16 protein-coding genes and 1 pseudogene are annotated in these 20389 nt (G+C 67.1%); 11 read left to right on the plus strand and 6 right to left on the minus strand.

From position 1 onward, the window contains the following. Nucleotides 1-396: 396 nt before the first annotated feature. From ACQEV2_RS00280 to ACQEV2_RS00295, 4 genes are all read right to left on the minus strand, one after another. Entirely contained in the window at nt 397-891 is a 495-nt protein-coding gene (locus tag ACQEV2_RS00280) for a hypothetical protein (protein WP_433034862.1), read from the minus strand. Between the two features lie 739 nt (nt 892-1630). Next, nucleotides 1631-2710, minus strand: a complete 1080-nt coding sequence (locus ACQEV2_RS00285) for a ferritin-like domain-containing protein (protein WP_433034865.1) — start codon at nt 2708-2710, stop codon at nt 1631-1633. A 1181-nt stretch (nt 2711-3891) separates the two neighbouring features. Further along, nucleotides 3892-4053: a hypothetical protein gene (locus ACQEV2_RS00290; RefSeq protein WP_433034867.1), complete on the minus strand. Its 162-nt coding sequence runs from the start codon at nt 4051-4053 to the stop codon at nt 3892-3894. 359 nt (nt 4054-4412) lie between these two features. Continuing rightward, on the minus strand, nt 4413-4754 hold the full coding sequence (locus tag ACQEV2_RS00295) for a hypothetical protein (RefSeq protein ID WP_433034870.1): 342 nt from the start codon (nt 4752-4754) through the stop codon (nt 4413-4415). Between the two features lie 397 nt (nt 4755-5151). Between ACQEV2_RS00295 and ACQEV2_RS00300 the strand changes: the two genes are divergently transcribed. From ACQEV2_RS00300 to ACQEV2_RS00340, 9 genes are all read left to right on the plus strand, one after another. Beyond that, nucleotides 5152-5412 (plus strand): hypothetical protein, encoded by a 261-nt coding sequence (locus tag ACQEV2_RS00300; RefSeq protein WP_433034873.1) that lies wholly within the window; start codon nt 5152-5154, stop codon nt 5410-5412. Nucleotides 5413-5621: 209 nt separating this feature from the next. After that, nucleotides 5622-7277: a hypothetical protein gene (locus ACQEV2_RS00305; protein ID WP_433034876.1), complete on the plus strand. Its 1656-nt coding sequence runs from the start codon at nt 5622-5624 to the stop codon at nt 7275-7277. A gap of 90 nt (nt 7278-7367) precedes the next feature. After that, entirely contained in the window at nt 7368-8516 is a 1149-nt protein-coding gene (locus ACQEV2_RS00310) for a hypothetical protein (protein ID WP_433034879.1), read from the plus strand. A gap of 803 nt (nt 8517-9319) precedes the next feature. Next, on the plus strand, nt 9320-9718 hold the full coding sequence (locus tag ACQEV2_RS00315) for a hypothetical protein (RefSeq protein ID WP_433034882.1): 399 nt from the start codon (nt 9320-9322) through the stop codon (nt 9716-9718). Next, on the plus strand, nt 9715-11652 hold the full coding sequence (locus ACQEV2_RS00320; protein WP_433034885.1) for a GMC family oxidoreductase: 1938 nt from the start codon (nt 9715-9717) through the stop codon (nt 11650-11652). Before ACQEV2_RS00315 ends, ACQEV2_RS00320 begins: the two co-directional genes overlap by 4 nt. Next, nucleotides 11649-12920: a peroxidase family protein gene (locus ACQEV2_RS00325; RefSeq protein ID WP_433034888.1), complete on the plus strand. Its 1272-nt coding sequence runs from the start codon at nt 11649-11651 to the stop codon at nt 12918-12920. The genes ACQEV2_RS00320 and ACQEV2_RS00325 overlap by 4 nt, the downstream gene beginning before the upstream one ends. Then, nucleotides 12818-13498 (plus strand): peroxidase family protein, encoded by a 681-nt coding sequence (locus ACQEV2_RS00330; RefSeq protein ID WP_433034891.1) that lies wholly within the window; start codon nt 12818-12820, stop codon nt 13496-13498. Before ACQEV2_RS00325 ends, ACQEV2_RS00330 begins: the two co-directional genes overlap by 103 nt. Before the next feature lie 11 nt (nt 13499-13509). After that, nucleotides 13510-14484, plus strand: coding sequence for a patatin-like phospholipase family protein (locus ACQEV2_RS00335; RefSeq protein ID WP_433034894.1), 975 nt, complete (start codon nt 13510-13512; stop codon nt 14482-14484). Nucleotides 14485-15107: 623 nt separating this feature from the next. After that, complete coding sequence (locus ACQEV2_RS00340; protein ID WP_433034897.1) at nt 15108-15350, plus strand: hypothetical protein; 243 nt, start codon at nt 15108-15110, stop codon at nt 15348-15350. A 363-nt stretch (nt 15351-15713) separates the two neighbouring features. Here ACQEV2_RS00340 and ACQEV2_RS00345 read toward each other — a convergent pair whose 3' ends face one another. After that, nucleotides 15714-17444 carry a S8 family serine peptidase gene (locus tag ACQEV2_RS00345; RefSeq protein WP_433034900.1) on the minus strand — a complete coding sequence of 577 codons (1731 nt, stop codon included), beginning with the start codon at nt 17442-17444 and terminating at the stop codon, nt 15714-15716. Nucleotides 17445-18048: 604 nt separating this feature from the next. Between ACQEV2_RS00345 and ACQEV2_RS00350 the strand changes: the two are divergent. Beyond that, nucleotides 18049-18159 (plus strand): annotated as a pseudogene (locus ACQEV2_RS00350) (transposase domain-containing protein); the annotation flags it as partial. 419 nt (nt 18160-18578) lie between these two features. Further along, on the plus strand, nt 18579-19148 hold the full coding sequence (locus ACQEV2_RS00355) for a transposase (RefSeq protein WP_433034903.1): 570 nt from the start codon (nt 18579-18581) through the stop codon (nt 19146-19148). 617 nt (nt 19149-19765) lie between these two features. Here ACQEV2_RS00355 and ACQEV2_RS00360 read toward each other — a convergent pair. After that, a complete protein-coding gene (locus ACQEV2_RS00360; RefSeq protein WP_433034906.1) occupies nt 19766-20362 on the minus strand; it encodes an NADPH-dependent F420 reductase in 597 nt (198 codons plus the stop codon). Between the last annotated feature and the right edge of the window lie 27 nt (nt 20363-20389).

Here is a 20389-nt window from a genome sequence, read left to right on the forward strand (position 1 = left end):
GCGCGGGCCGGTATCGTCGCGCGAATCGCCTGGTGCGTCGCGTCGATCTCGTCCCGCCAGGCGATCGTCGCAAAAGCGCCTTCGCAGAACTTCAGGCACGTGTGCAGGTGCTCGAGGAAGGCGACGCGCAGGCGGCTGGTGTAGTGGTCGCTCAGGCCTCCGCCGAGGTGCCGGCCGCCGCGGCGTCGACCACCGCTGCGGCCAGAAAATCGCCGTACGCAGCGCCTGCGCGGTGCCGGTCAGCGGGTCACAGCGCAGCGCACCCGTTCCGACGACCAGCCGCCCGCCGACCGCCGTGGGTGGGCAGGGCCGGGGCGAGGTGGATTCTGGGCGTGGCCGGCAGGGCCACGGCGGTCCGCGGAGGGCGACGCAGCCGGGAGTCCAGGAGGGACTCGGTCAGCATCTTCGCCAGCAGTCCGGTCGGGTCGGCGGCTGGTCCCGGGAGACCATGGCCTGCGCCAGACAGTCGCTGTGGCCGAGCGGCGTGAGGTGGAGCCAGCCCAGCTCCGTGCAGTCCAACCATGCGGTGGTCCCGTCGTGCTCCCGCCGCGGCGGAGCGGTGCCGGCCAGCAGCCGACGCCGCCGGGCCTGCCGGTACTCGGCCTCGCCGCCAACGGCAGCCGCGGTCACTGTCCACGCAGGCGTGTCGGTGGGCCGGTCGCGGGTTGCGAGCCGTTCCCGCATCCGGGTGGTCAGCTGGGCACCATCCACCGCACGCGCCGGCTGCGCGAACCGCATCGGCCGGGCACCCGTCCCCCATCGCACCTGACGGTAACTCAACGGCTGGCTACCGTCGAGGAGTTCCTCGCCCCAGAGCGAGCCGAGCAGTTCGATGGCCGGCTCGGTCAGGAGCAGGGGGCGCGAATCTGTGTCCGCGGGAGGTGGGGGCAACTGGATCCTGTGCCCGCGGGCGGCCAACAGCCGGGCGCAGTGTTTTGGTGCACCCGCGAAGCCGCCGGTGATGACGCCAGCGTCGTCGTCCGGGGAAGACACTGGCCACGGCGGTGTCCTGGAGGACCCCGAGGTCGCTGTTCCCATGGCTTTGATGTACGCGCCGACGGACCGTCCATCGTCAAGGGTTGTCAGCACGCCCCGACCCAGGCATCCGAATCCCGTGACGTCGGGCGGATCTCGGCCGTCCGGCGTGGGCCGTGAAAGGCAAAGACCCAGTACGACGACGTAGTCCCCGTTCTTCAGCGGCATCACGGCAGGATCGCGGCGGAAGGCCTCGGTGGTGCTGCCGGCAATCTCAGGACCCGTCTTCTCGCCGTCAGGGCAGAACCGCTGGGCGCGGATGCGTTTCTGCTCGCCGCTGCCCGTCCAGGAGACCAGGCAGCTCCGTCGATCATTCTGGTCCGGTGGGTGAGACCTCGGGATCGGTGGAGTCGGTGTGTCGACCTGGGCCGGCGGGCCGCCGGCCCGCCCGTTGAAGAACCCCCGCAGGACCACGACCGGGGTCGGTGGGGCATGCCGAACGGCTGCTCGATCCAGGCGGCGAAGGTGTTCAGAGCGACGGAGTCCACGAAGGGACATCGCCGGGTTCGTACTGCCGCCGGGCCTATTTCTGCCGGCATCCGGCGCCGCACACACGGCACCTGACGGTGCTGCGGCGCCGGCGCGCTGTGTCACCTCACGGCTCGTCCGGAACGTATCGGAACTCCGGCCCGTAGGTCTTGCCGGTCCCGTCGGGCAATGGCGTTCGCATGAGGTTCTGAGCGGGTTCCTGCAACTGCACCATCTGCACGATCGCTTTGCTCAGCATCTGCGTGGCTGTGCTCGGCTGCTCCGCCTTCCATGCACGCTCCAGGAACCGGAGCATTGAGCTGTAGTGGCGGTTGAAGGTGTCGAGCTCCGTTTGCACGTCGCTGGACACTGGTACCCCGCCTTGAGCCCAACCGCCCGCCGGAACCGTGCCCATGGGGAAGGTCCGGGGCATGGGAACCTCGTCACCCTGGAAGTCGAACCGTGGCGGTTCGTCCGACACACGGACCAGCCGACGTCCGTGGAAGAACTCCCGGAACGAGTAGAAGTGGGCCAGTTCCCCGGTCTCGCCGGGGAAGGGGTTGTCTGGCGACGCAGCAGTGCCCTCGCCTTGCTCCTTGATAATCTTCACGGCCGCTTCGACAGCATCGAGCGAGTTGAGGGCGACGACGTCATTCCCCTCGCCGTGGGACGACGACATGTTCTTGGTGAGCTGCCGCGTACCCTTGATCAACTCCGGTTGGGAGCGGAAGGCTTCGAGGATCGCCGTGTAGAAGGCGCCGATGGACGTGTGCACTTCCATGTCCTCAACCACGGGGTCGTCGGGCCTCTCGATGCGGGAGTACATGTCGAGCGACTCCTTGCTCAACTGCATGAGCGAGACCGACAACCCGGGCTGCACACCACCGGGTAGCGGGCCTGGATACTTCGGGACGACGCTTTCGTCGGCGATGTGCGGTACCCCTCCAATGGTGGTGAGCATGTTGCAGGCCAGGCCCATGTGCGACATCTCATCGAAGATGATCGCGTGGAGCGTTTGAAAGACTTCCGAGTTCTGGTCCGATTCCTCGATCGACCAGAGTCCGCACAAGTAGGGGGGAAGCGTGGCAAGCTCCAGCATGATGGCCTGCTGCAGCGCCTGTTGCAGCCAACGCTCGTCGTGCTCCTCGGCGGGCATGTGCATGAGCTCAACGATGGCGTTGCTTCGATAGTTGACTACATCAGTCATTTGGGTTCCCGTCTCCTGTCGGCGTGGGTCGATCCTGAAGCGGTGGCCCGGTAGAAGCGCAGACTTACGCAGAGGCCACCCGAAGATCGTCGACCGTTACGGAAGCGGCCAGCTTTCGCCGACTGCATCCCGGCCCGGCACAGCGGATGTTCGCAACGTGGTTCGCCGCGATGCAGAAGCAGTTGTTCTTCTCGATGGTTCTTGGCCTGTTGAACCAGTCTTCGTTGGCTGCCTGGACAGTGCCGCGGCAAGGGCGATGGCACGCGGCGACCAAGAGCCGTTCGCTGTCGATACCCATGCGGCTGGCCGGCGCTTCAGGGAGCCGGTGGGCCACAGACCATCCCGACCTGGCTGTGCGAACACCCGCCCGGAACTCGGCACCGATGCTCCGGGACGAGGCCGGTTGCCACCTTTCCCAAGCGTCGTCGTCGGACTTCACCGTGCGCATGATGAATCCGGGATGGCCCAGTCCCAAGGACTTATCAGGAAGAAAATGGGTGACAGTTGGTCCGTATCCGCCTCGAGGCGGTCTGTCAGATCCCCCCTCTTGGCCTCGCGACAAGGCTCTCGGGGGTTGGGCACGCCACGCCAGAAAATGTATGAGTTTCAAATTCCAGCATGATCTGATCGCCTCGCAGCGTGTTCCCCGATCCGAATTCAGCATACGTCCGTCTCGTGGGCCATGCATTTCCCAGGGAGAAGCGCTTCGCAAGGTCCAGCGACTGCTGAACGGGCACGTGCCGCCCGATCCGCCTTCCCTCGCCTTCAACGGGGACTTCGGCCTCGTAACGGACCGGATACGCGAATACCAGCCTCGCGCCGAGATCACCATCGACGGCATCGTCGGCTCCCCGACCTGGGGCATGCTGAGACGGTGGCAAGCTGGCACAAGAGGCCGCCGCCAGCACACCCACCCTGCAGCAGAGCTCGCACACCATCGGTACGCAAGCTCCAGCGACTACTGAACACTCGCATCCCAACCTGCAACAGCTCGCCATCGTCGGCCAGTTCGGCCCAGTCACGCACCTGACGCAGTAGAAGACCCTCACCACAATTCCGGCACGCCCCTGAAGCATGGCCTCGGCACCTGGGCTGTTCTGTTTGCTCTGGGGGAGCAGCGCAACTGCCGACGAGGTATGGAGCTCGTGACGCATCGACGCGGCGTCAACGACGACCCCGCACTACTCGAACTCCTCGCCGACGTCCTGGCCCTGGGCGACCAGGTGACTTGGGACATCGACCTGGCGGACGGCGGAGCCGCCCTGGCCATCGCAATCCTCCTCAACCACGACCAGCCGCTGCCCTACGCCGTCATCGCCGATCAAGCCGGCGTCCGCAGCCACCGGCGCCCCTCACGCGCCGCCGACGACACCGTCACCGACCTCAAGATCTTCGCGGGCCGGTGCATGGACCTTGCCGCTGACAGCACCCGCACGATCAATCGCTTGCGAGCCCAGTTCACCGGCTTCTTCCCGGGCCTGGAACGGGCATTGGATCGGCAAGCAGGCAAGAGGGCGGCCCAACCGATCCCGCGCGAAGATCCGTGCACTCGTCGAGCAGGCCGCGGCCACCCTCAAGTCCCCGCGGCCGCAAGCTGCGCTGGTCCACCACCCGAATCACCAAACTCGACCAGGCCGTACTCACCTGCATCCGGCCTGGTCGAATTGAGGATGACAAAGGCGCAATGGCCGATGGCGGTTTGTCAAAGGACTTTGTATGTCAGCTCGTACAGCGACAAGGACAGCGCGCCGATTGCCTGCGTTCGTTCCCCAAGGCCCACCTCGGAGGCGATGATCTTCGCCCCTCCAATGAAGCTGACCTTGTCAGTTACCTCATTCACTTCGTGCAGAACGACGTCAATCGGCGCTTGGTTAACGAACGGCACGAACCGCTCGTCGAACTCAAACACGTCCCCTTGTCGCATGCGCACCTTTTCAAAGGTGCCGCCGTCACCTCTACCGACGAGCACCTCGTCCGCACCATCCGGGTCCTGGATCCTCTTCGCCTCCAGGAACAAAAGCTTGGCGAAAGCTGCATCTGCCATGTTGATCCTCCCATCTCCCGTGCCGCACGGCGTATTGCCAAGTCGTAGCACACGTATCTAGGCAGCGCATGCCATGAGATTCCTCCCGTCCCGGCCGTGTGGGAGTAGCTGACTAGCTGGTCAGAGTGGGTTGATTTGGCTTCATGCTCACCAGTTCGGCCGTTGCCTCGCTGCTTAAGACGCGCTCTCCTGGAGGCATACGGATAGACGCCTGCAGATCGCTCTATTCTGTAGTGCTGCTGCTCGGATCAGCTGCTCCGAATGCCGTCTGTCAAGCCACGAGAGCGATGGGAGGAGTGAGCGAACGCAAACGCGCAGAGGGCAAGCTCCGCAGTCCAGTCGTCCTCGCTCTCGGCCGCCGCGTCAAGGTTCTCTGGGTCCTCCCGCGCGACGGACGATGCCACGAACTGCTGAATTTCTGGCCGCCACCGGCGGCGAGGGTGCTCGCGAAATTGCCGCAGTCGGCAACCGCTCCAAGGCCGACCACAACTCCACGTGGCCACCGCAGGCCCCTGGCTACCGCTGCACGCACGCCACCGACTGGGTCTCCATCAGGGCACGGCGCCAACTGACTGTCGACCCGGCCGAACAGACCGCGCTCACCGACATCCTGGCCGACTGCCCGAACGCCGTCATCAAGGTCACCCTCGCCGGCTGAACATCACCTTGGGCCGTCACCAGGAGGGCAGGGGCGGGCCAGACCTGAGGAATGTGATCAGAGCGCCGAAGACAGAGGCGCTGGTGCAGGTGGGCCATCAGAGTGGATCCGCGACCGCGGCTGAAAGGGGCTTTCGTGACCGGGTATCCGTTTGAACATTGATATGCATATTAACTGATAAATAATCATATTTTAGGAATGGGGTGGCCATGCCCGACCACACGCAGCTGCGGCGTGCGACCGCCTGGACGAGAACGACTGCCGTCGACGAAGTCAGCGCCGCCGGCCCTACGGGTGCCTTGGACGAGACATCCGGCCACCCCCCGTTGGACCATGGCTTCGCCGTGGACGGCTGCGGACCCGGCTCCGCCGCGCTGGAACCGGGGCGGCTGTACCGCAGGATCAGCGGTAGGGATGACCGGGCGCGGCCCGTCAGCGATGGGGAACTGATGTCGCTGGGCGACCCGATGGCGGTGGAGTTCTTCCGCGTCGGCGTATTTCCCACCACCGTGCAGGACCTGCTGTCCCGACTCCCCGCGACGGCCGCCGCCTCACGGAAGGTGTACCTGGTCAGCGAGGCCGGGCAGATCCCGCCGGATGCCATCGGCGAGCGCGACATGCGGTTCGCGATCACCGCTGCCGTAGCAGGCAGTCAGGTTGACCTTCTGGTCAGCACCCAGGCTGGTGGCGACCCCCAGGAGGGCTTCCTTCAGGTCGCGGGATGGGATCCCCAAGCGAGGGTCTTCAACTTCTATGCTCGGTTCGACTCCAGCTGGGTCTGGGCGGGCAACTCCTGGGACGCACTGGAACCCGACTCGCGTGGCAAGGGATGCTTCGACAGCCACGTCAACGGCAGCGCCGTGATGAAAGAGCTGAGGATTCCCTGGATCAACTGGCAGTCCGAGCGGGCCACGATCCGACTCGCCGAGGATGACCCACTGCACCATGACCAGCTGTTCCAGCAGGTCATCGGGGCCCAACAGCTGGAACTGACCGTCAGGTCCCTCATCACCCGGTGGACAGCGGCCCGCCTGGCCGCTGTCACCGCGAACGGCGTTGTGGACCATCCCGATCGGCTGCTGCGCCATCTGTTCACCAACACCACGATCAACCTCGCCAGCACCGACAGACAGAGCAGCAACATCACGGCGAACAGTCCCGACCTGACGCTGCCCACGGGTTTCTGGCTGAACCAGGATGTCCTGTTCAACGACCTTCGCCTGTCCACACAGGCCGCCCCGCCCAGAGCTCCGGCCGCCCGATACCTGGCCAGCCTGACCCGATTCGACTTCCACTTGGAGGAGAAGTTCAGCGGGTTCTCGCAGCCAGGCGACACGTTCTTCGCCTTCGTGGTGCCCGAGGCCGCCCACGAGGACAACGAGGTGGTTCGGCAGATGGTCCGCAACGGGCTTGTCCCGGCGAAGTTCGCAGCATGTGCGCTGATGGTGGACTTCCCCAACCCGGTCTTCAGCCCTGCCCGAAGCCGCCTCATGCGGTACGTGCCGACCACGCCGACCAAGGTGGTGGAGTTGTGCGACAAAGTCGCACAAGCCATCCTGGACGCCGCGGGCACCCTGCCCGCCGACAGCCCCGAGGGCCGCTTCGCCGAGCACTGGCAGGTACCCGACGACGCCTGGCGGACAGTGTTCGGACAACGGGTGGACGCCTATCTGCGCGGGGTCACCGAGCGCATCCGTACCGAATCCGGCTTCGACGACTTTGTCCGCCTGGCCGAGTCGCGCCGCCGGCAGTTCCGCGGCATGAGGCTCAACGAGTTCGAACTCACCCTGCCGGTCACCAATATCCCCCCTGATGCCCCGCCGCTGGCGATGCGTGAGGACGCCACCGTCGCGGAGCTGACCTGACACGGCTTCTCACCGGTCTCCCGGCATCACCTTCGGCGGCGCTGCCGCCCACTTGGTTCCCGCTCCGCCCACAAGTACAAGGAGAACGCCATGGCCAAACTGGAAGCCTACGGGCCTCCCGGCAACCTCGACGATCTGGACGACTTCGGCCGCAAGGCCTGGAACACGTTCATCTCCGACACGGTCGACGAGGCCATTCAAGGCCCCGATCCGGACCAGGTACTGAACGACAGCCCAAGACCGCAGTTCTACAACCTGACCACTACAGACACAGCCCCGGACTTCCAGCACGCCCCCATTCGATGGACCGCGTTCCCCCGCATCATCAAAATCACGTCCATTTCCGATCTTCAGCGATGGCAGCGCGCCGACGCCAGCCGTGACGTCCAGGACGAGTACTGCGAGTGGAGCGTCTCCCGCGACGGCTCAGGAAAGATCAACGAGGTCACGTTCACCTGTGAAGGCCCCGAGTACTGGGAGATCCTGGCGCAGACCAACCCGGACAAGACAGTCGAGCTGTACCGAAAGTTCATCAGTCCGGACGTACGCAAGGAGGATCTGTTCTCGCCCAGCGGTCGATACCGGCCGCGCAATAAGTGGAACAACTCCACGAGCCACGGCGCCATGCACCTGATTCAGCCGAACAACACCTTGGGCGCGGAAATCGAACTGGCCGCGGCGGCCACCATCCGGCGCGTCATCGATGGCGAGGAACTGACCACCGAGCAGGAGCTCATCGCCTGCAGCAAGTACGGTGCCGCGGAGCGCAACAGCGATCCGCACATCGGGGCAGGAGTCAACGCCTTGGCCCGCCAGAAGGCCGACATCACCCTCGCCGACCCCGTGGGTCTGTACTTCGACGATCTGTCCACGGACGGCTGGGAGACCCCGGACGGCTCTGATCCCAAGGAATACTGGACGTACTTGAGAGGCGACTCGGAGCACCGTGTCCGCGCCGTCTACGCGGTGCCCGCGGACAAGGGTTTCACCGTCGGGGACATCACCATCGGCGGGAGACCCATCGAATTCGGATCACAGATCGCGGACTTCATCACGATCAGGCTCACCGGCGTCGCCTGCCGGTTCGGCGAGTCCACGGCCCAGCCGCAGACCGCCTGTAAGGAGTTCCCGGCGGTTGAACTGCGAGAAGAGGGCTTCAACGCAGCCGCATTCTCCGCCTCGGGCCACTTCCTGGATCCCCGTCCCACCCTCTCCCACCGCTCTTCCCGCGTCACCTGACAGGTTCCCTCGCGAAGCGCGTCGCGCCGCACAAGGCACACTGCGACGAATGCGGGCCTTACGGTGCGTCCTATGGGGTCGGCTTCGGCTTGGGCGAGTCGGACGGCGTCGGCGACGGTGTTCCGGTCGGCAGAGTGAGCGACGTCATCCCGCACTCCGCGGCACGCTGAACGAGGAAGCCGGGCAGGGAAGCGCCGTGGCGGGCTCAATAGCACCGGCCTCGCCGACCGGCTCCCCTCATCCCCGTTGTGCTATCGAACCACCCGGTACCCGCGCATCCTCGCTGCCTTCAACGCGGCGACCGGCCCCCGCCGGCCAAAGACCTCTGCCATGCCCTCGGCCACGAAGTGCTGCCGAAGAAGGTCAAAGGCACCCGGGCCGAGCTGAAGCTCCGGGTCAAACTCAGCATCCTCACCGAAGCCGACAGCGGCAACTTCGCCAGGCAGCAGTAGCGGGCACCAGTAGCCAACACCCGTGCCTCAAGCATCACTTGGAGCGGGCATCAACTCACGGACCGCTTACTCAGGCTCCCCAAGCCGTAGTTGACGTCTTCACTCACGGCCTACTCCGGCCCAGACCCCACCTCAACAAACCGCCGGTAACAGCGTGCGTCGGCTTGGCCGGACCTGATCGCCTCGGGAGCGGACCACCCGAACGAACCATCCGTGGCGACGTCACTTCGCGTTGCCGCTCCGAGGGCCGAGCGGGTGGTTCTCGCGGGTGGCGGGGGTCGAGCCGCGGTCGGCAGGGACAACTACCTGGGTGAGCTGCGCCGCCCCGCAGTCCCTTTCAAGGAGGACACCATGACAGGAAAGCGTGTTGCCGGAAGTCGTTCGGCAGCGGTTCTCGGGCTGGCCGGCATCCGGCTCTTCAACGGGGCCGCCGGCCTGCTCGCCCCCACGCTCCTCATCCAAAGACTCGACCGTGACTCCGAGCCCAACCCCGCCGCCGTCTACGCCTTCCGGCTCTTCGGCATCCGCACCGTCCTGCTCGGCCTCGACCTGCTCACCAGCCGCGACGAGCGCCTCACGCAGGACCTGCGGGAGGGTGTGCTCATCCATGGCAGCGACACGGTGACTGCGGCGATGCTTGGGCTGCGCGGCCATCTGGCGCCCCGCACCGCTGCCCTGACGACCCTGATCTCCGCCGTCAACACCGCACTGGCGGTCAGGGCCCTGACCGGCGGCCAGGAGAAGACGTGAAGACGACCGCCGCGGAAGGGTTCGACTACGTCGTAGTGGGGGCGGGGGCCGGTGGCGGCCCGCTCGCCGCACGCCTCGCCGAGGCCGGCATGCGGGTCCTGCTCCTCGACGCGGGCGGCGAACACACCAACGACAACTACCTCGTGCCCGCCTTCCACCCCGACGCCACCGAGGACCCCGCACAGCGCTGGGACTACTTCGTGCGCCACTACGCGGACGAGGAACAGCACCAGCGCGACACCAAGGCCGTCCCCGGCAAGGGAATCCTCTACCCGCGGGCCGGGGCGATCGGCGGCTGCTCCGCCCACCACGCGCTGATCACCGTCTACCCGTACAACGCGGACTGGGACCGGATCGCCCGGGCAACCGGCGATGACTCCTGGAGCAGCGCGTCCATGCGCGCCTACTTCGAGCGGCTGGAGCGCTGCGAGTACCGGCCGCGTCCCAGGACACTGCCGTCCAACCGGCTCCTGGCAGCGCTGCTGCGGGCGCTGCCATTCGTCTCCGGGCGGTACGTCAACGAGTCGCGGCACGGCTTCGACGGCTGGCTACCCACACGGCTCGCCGACCCGGGGCTGATCATCCAGGACAAGCAGCTGCTGAAGGTCGTACTGAACGCGGCGGAGGGCGAGCTCGCCGACTTCCTCGGCCGGCCGCTGTCTCCTCTGGAGGGCCTGGGCGCGCTGGTTGACCCCAATGACTGGCGCGTGCAGACCGATGCGCTCGAAGGCCTGTGGCAGATTCCCATGTCCGTCACTGCCGACGGGCGGCGCAGTGCCGTACGCGAGCGGGTCGGGGCCGTACGCGAGAAGTACCCCGACCGGCTGGTCGTACGGCCGCACGTGCTGGTGACCCGAGTCGTGCTGGACGAGAACCAGGCAGCGGTCGGCGTCGAGTACCTCGCCCGCGAGCACGCCTACCGAGCCGATCCCGCGGCCGACGGGGACACCCACCTCGCGTCGCCGCAGCTGGTGCTGGCCCGGCGGGAGGTGATCTTGGCCGCTGGTGCCTTCAACACACCGCAGCTGCTGATGCTGTCCGGGATCGGCCCGCGCGAGGAGCTGGAGCGGCACGGCATCACGGTGCGCGTCGACCGGCCGGGCGTCGGCCGGAACCTCCAGGACCGCTACGAGGTCGGCGTGGTCAGCGAGATGGCCCGGGAGTTCCCGATCATCCGAGGCTGCTCCTTCCACGCACCCGAGCCCGGCACGCCACCCGACCGCTGCTATCGCGACTGGCAGCGCGGCAAGGGGCTCTACACCACGAACGGAGCCGTCGTCGGCATCACCCGCAAGTCCCGTGCCGATCTGGACGCACCGGACCTGTTCGTCTTCGGGCTGCCCGCCGACTTCCGCGGCTACTACCCCGGCTACTCCCGGGACGGGCTGCTGCGCAAGGACCGTTTCACCTGGGCGGTCCTCAAGGCCGGGACACGGAACACAGGTGGGCGGGTGCGCCTGAGGTCGGCCGATCCCCGGGACACCCCGCAGGTGAACTTCCACTACTTCACGGAGGGCACCGACAAGAACGGCGCGGACCTCGAAGCGATGGTCGACGCCGTCGAATTCGTGCGCGGCATGAACCGCCGCGCCGGAGACGTGATCAAGAAGGAGCTGTGGCCCGGCGAGGGTGTCCGCACCCGCGCTCAGATCCGCCGCTGGGTGCAGGACGAGGCCTGGGGCCACCACGCCTCCTGCACCTGCCCGATGGGGCGTCCCGACGATCCCGCCTCCGTGGTCGACAGCCGATTCCGGGTCTGCGGCGTGCAGCGGTTGCGTGTCGTGGACGCCTCCGTCTTCCCCCGAATTCCCGGATTCTTCGTCGCCACGCCGATCTACATGATCAGCGAGAAGGCCAGTGAGGTGATCCTCGCCGAAGCCATGCCACCCAACGAACCAACCACCGTCGAACCATCCGCCAGGAGGATCCGATGACTGACCAGCGACCGTCCGCCGGCCACGCGAGGCCCGGCTACCGACGCACCCTGCCCTGGCGCGTCGTCACCGGCGTCGCCGAGGTCCTGGACCGCAGGATCGGCTGGGACAAACTGCCCGTCCCGCTCGGACTCGCTACCCTGCTCGGGCTGCGGGTGAAGCTGCGGCAGGGGAACCTGCACGACACCAACCGGATCCCCGCAGTGAACGTTCCTGAGCCGGCACCGCAGAACGGCACTGCATACCTGGTCAACCGGACGGCCGACGGCAGCTACAACGACCTCGACCAGCCGCACATGGGCATGGCCGGCACCCGCTTCGGCCGCAATATCCCGCTGGAGAAGATCCCCCCGGTCTCGGCCGCGGACGTGCTCTCCTCACCCAACCCGCGCGTGGTCAGCCGCGAACTGCTCACCCGGGAAGAGTTCATCCCCGCCGAGACGGTGAACTCCTTCGTGGCGGCCTGGCTGCAGTTCATGGTGCGCGACTGGTTCAGCCATGGCACCAGCCCCACGGACCGGCCGTGGACCGTCCCTCTACGCGACGACGACCCCTGGCCCGAGCGCCCCATGCAGATCATGCGCACCCCCGACGACCCCACCCGCGACCCGCATGCCCCGGCCGGCACCCCCGACACCCGCGTCAACGTCTCCTCGCACTGGTGGGACGCCTCCCAGCTCTACGGGTCGAGCGAGGAGGAACAGCGGGCCCTGCGCACCGGGGAAAACGGCAAGCTGCGTCTGTGGGGCGACGACGGGACACCCTTCCCGTCCGACCCGGACCGCGACCCGTCCCGGGTGCCCGGCTTCTGGCTGGGGCTCGCGATGATGCAGACGCTGTTCACCAAGGAGCACAACGCCATCTGTGACCACCTCCACGCGCAGTACCCCGGCTGGGACGACGAGGAGCTCTTCCAGCGCGCCCGGCTGGTCAACGCCGCCCTCCTCGCCAAGATCCACACGGTGGAGTGGACGCCGGCAGTCATCAGTCATCCGACCACCGTCACCGCGCTGCGCACCAACTGGTGGGGACTCGCCGGCGAGCGCTTGCACAACCTCTTCGGGCGGCTCAGCGACTCCGAGGTGATCAGCGGCATCCCGGTGCCGAGACCGACCACTACGGCGTTCCGTACACGCTCACCGAGGAGTTCGTCGCCGTCTACCGCATGCACCCGCTGGTCCGCGACGACTGGCACCTGCGGGCCGCGGCCGACGACGCGACGCTGCGGGAGGCCACCTTCCGCGAGCTCTCCGGTCCCGAGGCACTGAAAGTCATGGACACCGTCCCCATGCGTGACCTGCTCTACAGCTTCGGCACCCTGCCCCCGGGCCTGGTCACCCTGCACAACTTCCCGAAGTTCCTGCAAGAGTTCGAGCGGCCGGACGGTCACCTGCAGGACCTCGCGGCCACGGACATCCTGCGCAGCAGGGAGCTCGGGGTCCCCCGCTACAACGAGTTCCGTCGGCTGCTGCGCCTGAAGCCCGCCGCGAGTTTCGAGGAGCTCACCGAAAACCGGGACTGGGCCGAGCAGATCAAGCGGGTCTACGGGGGCGACATCGAGAAGGTGGACCTGACCGTAGGCCTGTACGCGGAGAAACTCCCCGCCGGATTCGCCTTCAGCGACACCGCGTTCCGCATCTTCATCCTCATGGCCTCGCGCCGGCTCAACAGCGATCGGTTCTTCACCGAGTACTACACGCCCGAGGTCTACTCGAAGGCTGGACTGCGCTGGATCGACGAAAACACCATGGGGACCGTGCTGCTGCGCCACCACCCGGATCTGCGGACCGCACTGGCCGGAGTGAAGAACGCCTTCTCACCCTGGAACATCGCCGGGCGGGAATGAGGAGGAAGCCGATGGCAGAAGGACGCAGGGCCGACCTCGTCCTGGAGGGCGGTGGGGTTCGTGGCCTGGGCGCCGCGGGAGCAGTGATCGGCCTGCTGGAGGAGGGCTATGTCTTCGAGCGCGCCGCCGGCACCTCTGTCGGCGCCATCGCAGCGGCCTTCGTGGCCGCCGGGGCGGGGGCCACGGACCTGCGCGACATCATGGGCCGCCTGGACCTGGCCCGGGTCCCGGACCGTCTGTTGCCCGGCCTGCCCCTGCTCAGCGAGGGCGTGTCCTTGTTCGGGAGGCGGGGCGCATACCGGGGCGAGTGGATCCGGCGGTGGCTGGAGAAGGAACTGGCTGAGCTGGGCGTGACCACGTTCGGAGATCTTCGGTACGACGACCCGGACGCCGACGCCGACCTGCCGGAGCACAAGCGCTACAAGCTCGTCGTCATGGCGACGGACGTCACTCACGGGCGGCTGCTGCGGCTCCCCTGGGACTACCGGCTCTACGGCCTCGACCCGGACCAGCAGAAGGTCGCCGACGCGGTCCGGCGCTCGCTGTCGATCCCCTTCTACTTCCACCCCTGCGAACTCACCCATCGAACAACAGGAGAGAAGTCGGTCATCGTGGACGGGGGCATCCTGTCCAACTTCGCCGTCGACACCTTTGACCGCACCGACGGCAAGCAGCCGCGCTGGCCGACCCTCGGGGTGCGGATCCTGCCCGACCTCCCCGCTGGAATCGCTGAGTTGTTCCCGGCGCTGACCGTGGCGATGTCACCCCTGCTGCAGCTGCTGCAACAGGTGGTGGCGACGGCCCTGGTAGGCCGAGATCAAACGTATCTGGAGCAACCGGGCGTTCGAGACCGGATGATCAGCGTCTCGTGCGGCGAGGTCGGCATCACCGACTTCGGCCTCGGGCCGGAGGCGCGCGAGGCCCTGGTCGAGAGGGGCCGACGGGCGGCGATCGACTATCTGCGGCAGTACCACGGCAAGCCGTAAGCGGCTCGGACCTTGCCGTACGCGGTGTCCCACCGGGGGGGAGCACTGCCCTGCGGCTGCCTCTTACAGCCGAAAGCCACGTGGACATGGGCGAGAGCTTTGCCTGGCGGTATCGGGCCGAACCGTTCCCGCCAGGCCCGCCGGGTCCTGCTCCGGGACGGTGGCGGTCAGCGCGCCGGTGACCGTCGGGGCCTGGGCGGCGTGCGCGGTCGCGCCCTGGCGCAGGACAAAAGGTCAACGCACGCTCGCCGTTATCTGCTGGGATCCGGGGCAGCTGGATGCCCTTCGAGGCGTTGCGCTCAGTCCCGCCAGGCGAGCCTTGGCTTCTGCGCGGGCTCGGCGGTCGCCGCCTTCCAGGCGCGCTTGCTGCTGCCGTACCTGTTTGCGGAGGGCCTCGACACCGATGAGGTCAGCCGGTGCTGGTCGGGCAGACGCGTGAGCGGAGCCTCTGCTCCCTCCGCAGCACGCCGCTCGGCGCGGGCATGCCGGAATGCAGCTCCCGACCGCTCGATGACACGACCGCGCCTCACAGAAACCGGAGAACGACAGTGTTAATTTGCCCAGAAGATTTGATTTCTCCATACAGCGGACGAGTCATCGGGAACGAAGTGAGGTGAGGGGAAATGGTGGCCCGCGCATATGTTCTGTTTGAGGTGGAGCCGACTAGCGGTGACGTCGCGCTCGAGCGCCTGACGCATCACAGCCTTGGTGGCTGCAAGGTGTTGGCGAATGAGATCGTCCCAGGGGAGATCATCGCCCACCTTGAGGCTGACGGGCTTGAGAATTTCAATGCGGCGTTGGTTGAGCTGCTGGGCGAAACCGGGGTGCAGCGAGCGACGACTCTCAGGATCATCGCAACCGCATGACCGAAGTCGGCGATCCATCACTGACTTGGTGAAAGGCACATCAAGCGCAGGCAAAGCGTGTTCCACCGTGGGCTCAGCACAAGGAGAAACTGCGCGGAGTACGGGCGTCGACGACCGGCTGCGGCAGAACTTTCAGACCGCCGCCGGGGGTTACGTGCTTTCACAGCCGAATTCGCGCACCCCGTCGAACAGGCCCTTCGCCCACAGGTTCGGTCCTCTGGCAGCCGTTGCTGGCAGTACGTCAGGAACAGCACGAACGCGCCTGGCGGCTCGGTAACCGCTTCTACATGGCGGGCGGTGAGTACGGCCCCTGACCTGGGTACTTGGTCAGAGGCCGTTGTCGTGTCCGTGCTTCGTCGCCAGCTAGGAAAAGTCGATCAGGCCACGCCCCCAGGTGTCCGCGCCGGGCTTCTGCTTGTAGGCGAAGGTCGACAGCGCTTTTGCCGGGTCGAGGGTCTTGTTGTGGGACAGCAGGAGCGCGACCGCACCGGCTGCGAAGGGCGCTGCCATGCTCGTGCCCTGCATCGCCACATGGTTCTGGTCGATCATCCAGCGGCGGCTGTTCCTGGAGTCGCGGGACTGCGCGGAGACGATCATGGCACCGGGCGCGGCGAGATCAGGCTTGGCTTTGCCGTCACGTCGCGGCCCCAGGCTGCTGAAAGGCGCGATGTCGTCCGGCTTCAGCCAGCTCGCATCGCGGTGCGTGCCATCGATGTCCGTCCAGCGAGTCTTGGTCGTGTAGGCGGCCACCGTGATCGCGCTGGTCGCGGTACCCGGAGATCCGATCGTCATGGAATTCCTGGCATGCGGACCGGAGAATCTGCCATCGCCGAGAGCCCAGACGTCCACCCGCGTCGTTTGCTGGGCCGCATTCGTCCCTCGGACCAGCAGGGTCCAGGTGCGCGAGCCCGCGGCGTTGGCAGGGGGCCGCAGGCGCACGGTGAACTGGTGGTCCTGGTTCCTGCTGTCGCGCCCAGGAGTCCCAATCTGCACCGTCCAGTTACCCAGCCGGTAGACCTTGTTCGGGTTGCCCTGCGGGCCGTTCGGCAGAACGCCCTGGAACGGTGTGGTCAGGCCTTCCGGCGCGGCCACCGCCACCTCCACGTCGTCGCTGCCCGCGTACCAGCCGTTGAACCACAGATCCTGGACGACGCCGTCAGGGTCGGGACTGTGCAGACAGGGAACCCTTAGCGTCTCCCCTGGTTTCGGGTCGAGTTGGGCATGGATGTTGTCTTCTCCCTCGTTCCCCGCCGCGCAGCAGACGATCCTGCCGGGACCGGACTCATCGTCGATCGCCTTGGCCAGGGCGTCCGTTCCGTCATGGGGGTCACTGTGGCCGCCGAGGCTCAGGTTGACCACGGCTGCTTTGCCGAGCTCCCGGGCGAGGCGGAACACGTACTGGATGCCGTCGATGATGCCCACGTCCGTCATGTTCGTCTTGACCACGACGACGTCCGCTTCCGGCGCCACACCCTGGAACTTTCTGTCCGAGCCGGCGGCGATGCCGGCGACGTGTGTGCCGTGCCCGTGGTCGTCCTTGGACTTGACCAGGTCGGCCGTGTTGGCGTACTCGATGCCGTACCCGCCTTCGGGCACACCTGTTCCGCCGCGCGCCTCCTGGTCCCATATCCGCAGGATGCGGCCGGCGAACGCCGGGTGCCGCGCGTCGATCCCGCTGTCGACGACACCGATGATGACGCCCTTGCCGGTGAGCTGGTTGCTCGTCCGGAAGGCGGGGAGCCCCACTTTGCCCGGGGCTACGTCCATCAGAGGATGGACCCTCTGTGCCGGGGCGACGCGCTCGACCCCCGGGTACTGGGTCAGGGCCGGCAGGTCGTTGAGCGGGACTATGGCCGTGCGTACCCTCTCCCCACCGGCGTTGATCTCGATTCCGGTAGTGCCCTCCAGGTCTCTGAAGTCTGCGTCCGGCGCACACTCCAGTGTGACCACGACCCGAGCGGGCTTGGCGAAGTCCCGTGGTGCCACAAAACCCGGCATCTGGTCTTCCTGCACGTGGTCAGCGAGCGCTTGGCGCCCCTCGGCATACTCGTCGTAGGCCATCGCAAGAGACGGAGCGAGTTTGCTGTAGTCCATGAGCGTTCTCCCTCATCACGGCGATCAGGGCCACTGCATCACTCGTGACACTTGTTAACGCCGCCAGTGAGCAGACGAGTTGTCGCGGAACGGGGCAGAGCCTGCGCCGAAATCGAGCGCCGTGCTGACGACCGCTGTCACGCAGGGGGAGAGATGGTCCAGCGCACAGGGCCCTCGCCGCCGGCCTCTTCCTTGGGATGCAAGGAACACGACCAGGTTCCCCCCGGCCCAAGACCGCTGCAACTCGATCAGTTGTGTGCTGTAGGGCATCCATGGTTTCCTCGATGGTCAGGCGAACAGTCGTCTCAAACGAGCTGAGCGCGCCGCCTCCACTGATCGCCAGTGCGACCAGGCCATGGACACGTTGTCCGGGGCCTCCCCAGGTCGTAGCCGTCGCGCAGCGACCATCTGGATCCGCAGCCTCCCGCAAGCCCATTTGATCACAACTGAAGACAGCCCCTAGAGGCAATGCCGTTGCGTTAGTTCGCGGGCGTAGTCTGCTGGGGCCGTCTCGGGGGTGGTGCCGGTGGCTGAGAGTGTGTCGGAGTTATCGGGTCTTGGGCTGTTGACCTGGGTGTATCCGCCGGGTCTGGTGGACCGGGTGGTGGCCGCGTGTGGCCGCGAAGAGCAACGCAGAAGGCTGCTGCCCGCCCGTCTGGTCGTCTACTTCGTTCTGGGTCTGGCGCTGTTCTCGCCGGCTCCGTATCTGGAGGTCCTGCGGCATCTGGTCGAGGGCCTGCGGTCGGCCGGGCTGTGTGGGACGTGGCGGATGCCTCCAAGTCCTCGCTGTTCAGAGCAAGGGAACGGTTGGGCCCGGAGCCGCTGCGGGTGCTGTTCGCAACCACGGCCGGGCCGCTGGCCGCGACGAGCGGACGCCAGGAGCGTTCTGGCGCGGACTGCGGCTGGTGGCGGTGGACGGCACGTGCTGGGATGCGGCCGACAGTGCGGCGAACGAGAAGGCCTTCGGGCGCCCGGGCAATACCCGCGGCCCGGACAGGGCGGCGTTCCCGCAGGTGCGGATGGCCGCGTTGGTGGAGTTGGGTACGCATGCGGTGCTGGATGCGGAACTGGACGGCTGCCGGGCTGGGGAGCTGACGCTGTCGGCCCGCCTGGTGCGCTCGGCAGGGCCCGGGCATGCTGGTTCTGGCCGACCGGGAGTTCCTCGGCGTCCCGCTGTGGCGGGCTTTCACCGCCACCGGAGCCCATCAGCTGTGGCGGGTGTCGGCGAACCGGGTGCTGCCGGTGCAGCAGCGACTGCCGGACGGCTCGTGGCTGTCGCGGCTGCATGCCGGCACCGCCCCCAAGAAACGCGACCCGGTGCGGGTGCGTGTGATCGCCTACCGGCTGCGGGGTGTGGCCAGCGCCGAAGCAAACGGCTTTCGGCTGGTCACCGACCTGCTCGACGCGCAGGCGTACCCCGGTGCGGAACTGGCCGCGCTCTATCACCAGCGGTGGGAGATCGAGTCGGTGCTCGGAGAGATCAAGACACACCAGCGGGGAGCGAAGGTGGTGCTGTCCAGCAAGACCCCGGACGGCATCCGCCAGCAGATCTGTGCACATCTGCTGGTCCACGACGCGCTGCGGGTGCTGATGTGCAGAACCGCAGCCGCCCGCGGGGCGGATCCCGATCGTCTCTCATTCACCGACACCCTGCGCGCCACCCGCCGCAGTGTCACCGCCTCACCAGGAGTCTTTTCCCCCTGAACAGCTGGTCACGGCGCTATCCCGGCTCCGCGACGACCTGTTGGCGCACCTGTTGCCACGGCGCTGACTCCGCAGCCAGCCCCGCGTGGTCAAACGCAAGATGTCCAACTACCGCCTCAAGAGAGCCGAGCACCGGCACTGGCCCCAGCCGACCCAGACTGCCACCGACGCCGTCGTGATCCACCCACCCAGACCAGCAGACCCGTAACGCAACGGCATTGCCTCTAAGGGGCGGGCCAACTCGGGCGTGAGCGGCGACGGCCGGCCCGTCGCCCGGGCGATGTCCCAGGCGTGGACCGCTGCGTCCAGTCCGTACGCTGCCGAGCCGGATCACGGGGGGCAAGGCGCCCTCCCCCGCCGCTGCGAGCCAGGTGATCCGGAAGACCAGGCGCTACCACCCGGCCCGGCAGGAGGAGCGCCCCACGCGGCCTTCGACCTTCGCCAAGACCCGGGTACCCGAGCGCCAGAACGTCGCCTCGGTCCGCTTCACCCCGTCCATGCGGCGCCCGGCCAGAAACCGGCCGATACCGAACGCGAGGGATTCAGCGGTCTCTTCCACCTGCTTGCCGAACTTAGTCTGCGCCCTGCCGTGCCCCGGCGGTGCACATGCGTGCGGATCAGCGGGCGACCGAGATCGCGAAGGGCGCGAATCCGCTGGACCGAATCACGTGCGGTACGAACAGTATTGCGGCCTCGGTGGCGCGGGCGGTTTGGATCCCGCCGAGATCAGTGATCCACTCCTTGCGCCAGCCGAGGTTGATGAGCAGTTCACGGACGGTCTGCTTGGCCTGCGGGTCGTCGCCGGAGAGGAAGGCGTCGGGCGCCTGGGTGAGCGTGGCCGGCGCGGTCATCACCGGGAAGAGCATGGTGTTGAGTGTCTTGACGACGCGCGTTTCGGGGAGCGCTTCCTGAAGTTGCTCGGCGAGGCTTGAGCCGGGGTAGATCAGGTCGGCGGGCAGTCCGTCCGGTCCGTCGACGGTGGCGTTGGAGACGTCGACGAGGATCTTGTCGCGCAGTTCCTCGCGCAGGGCGACGAGCCGGTCCAGCGAGCCGGCTCCCGGGGTGGCGTTGATGACGATCCGGGCTGTCCGGGCAGCGTCGGCAGCGGCGCCCGGCGCGCGGTCCGCCACGGTCACCTCATGCCCTGCCCGGGTGAGGGCTGTGGCCAGATTGCCGCCGACGCGGCCGTTTCCGAGAACTGCGATCGTGGTCATGATGATCTGGTCCTTCCGTGCGTGCAG

This window comes from Streptomyces sp. CA-251387, from assembly GCF_050936625.1.
Taxonomy (GTDB): domain Bacteria; phylum Actinomycetota; class Actinomycetes; order Streptomycetales; family Streptomycetaceae; genus Streptomyces.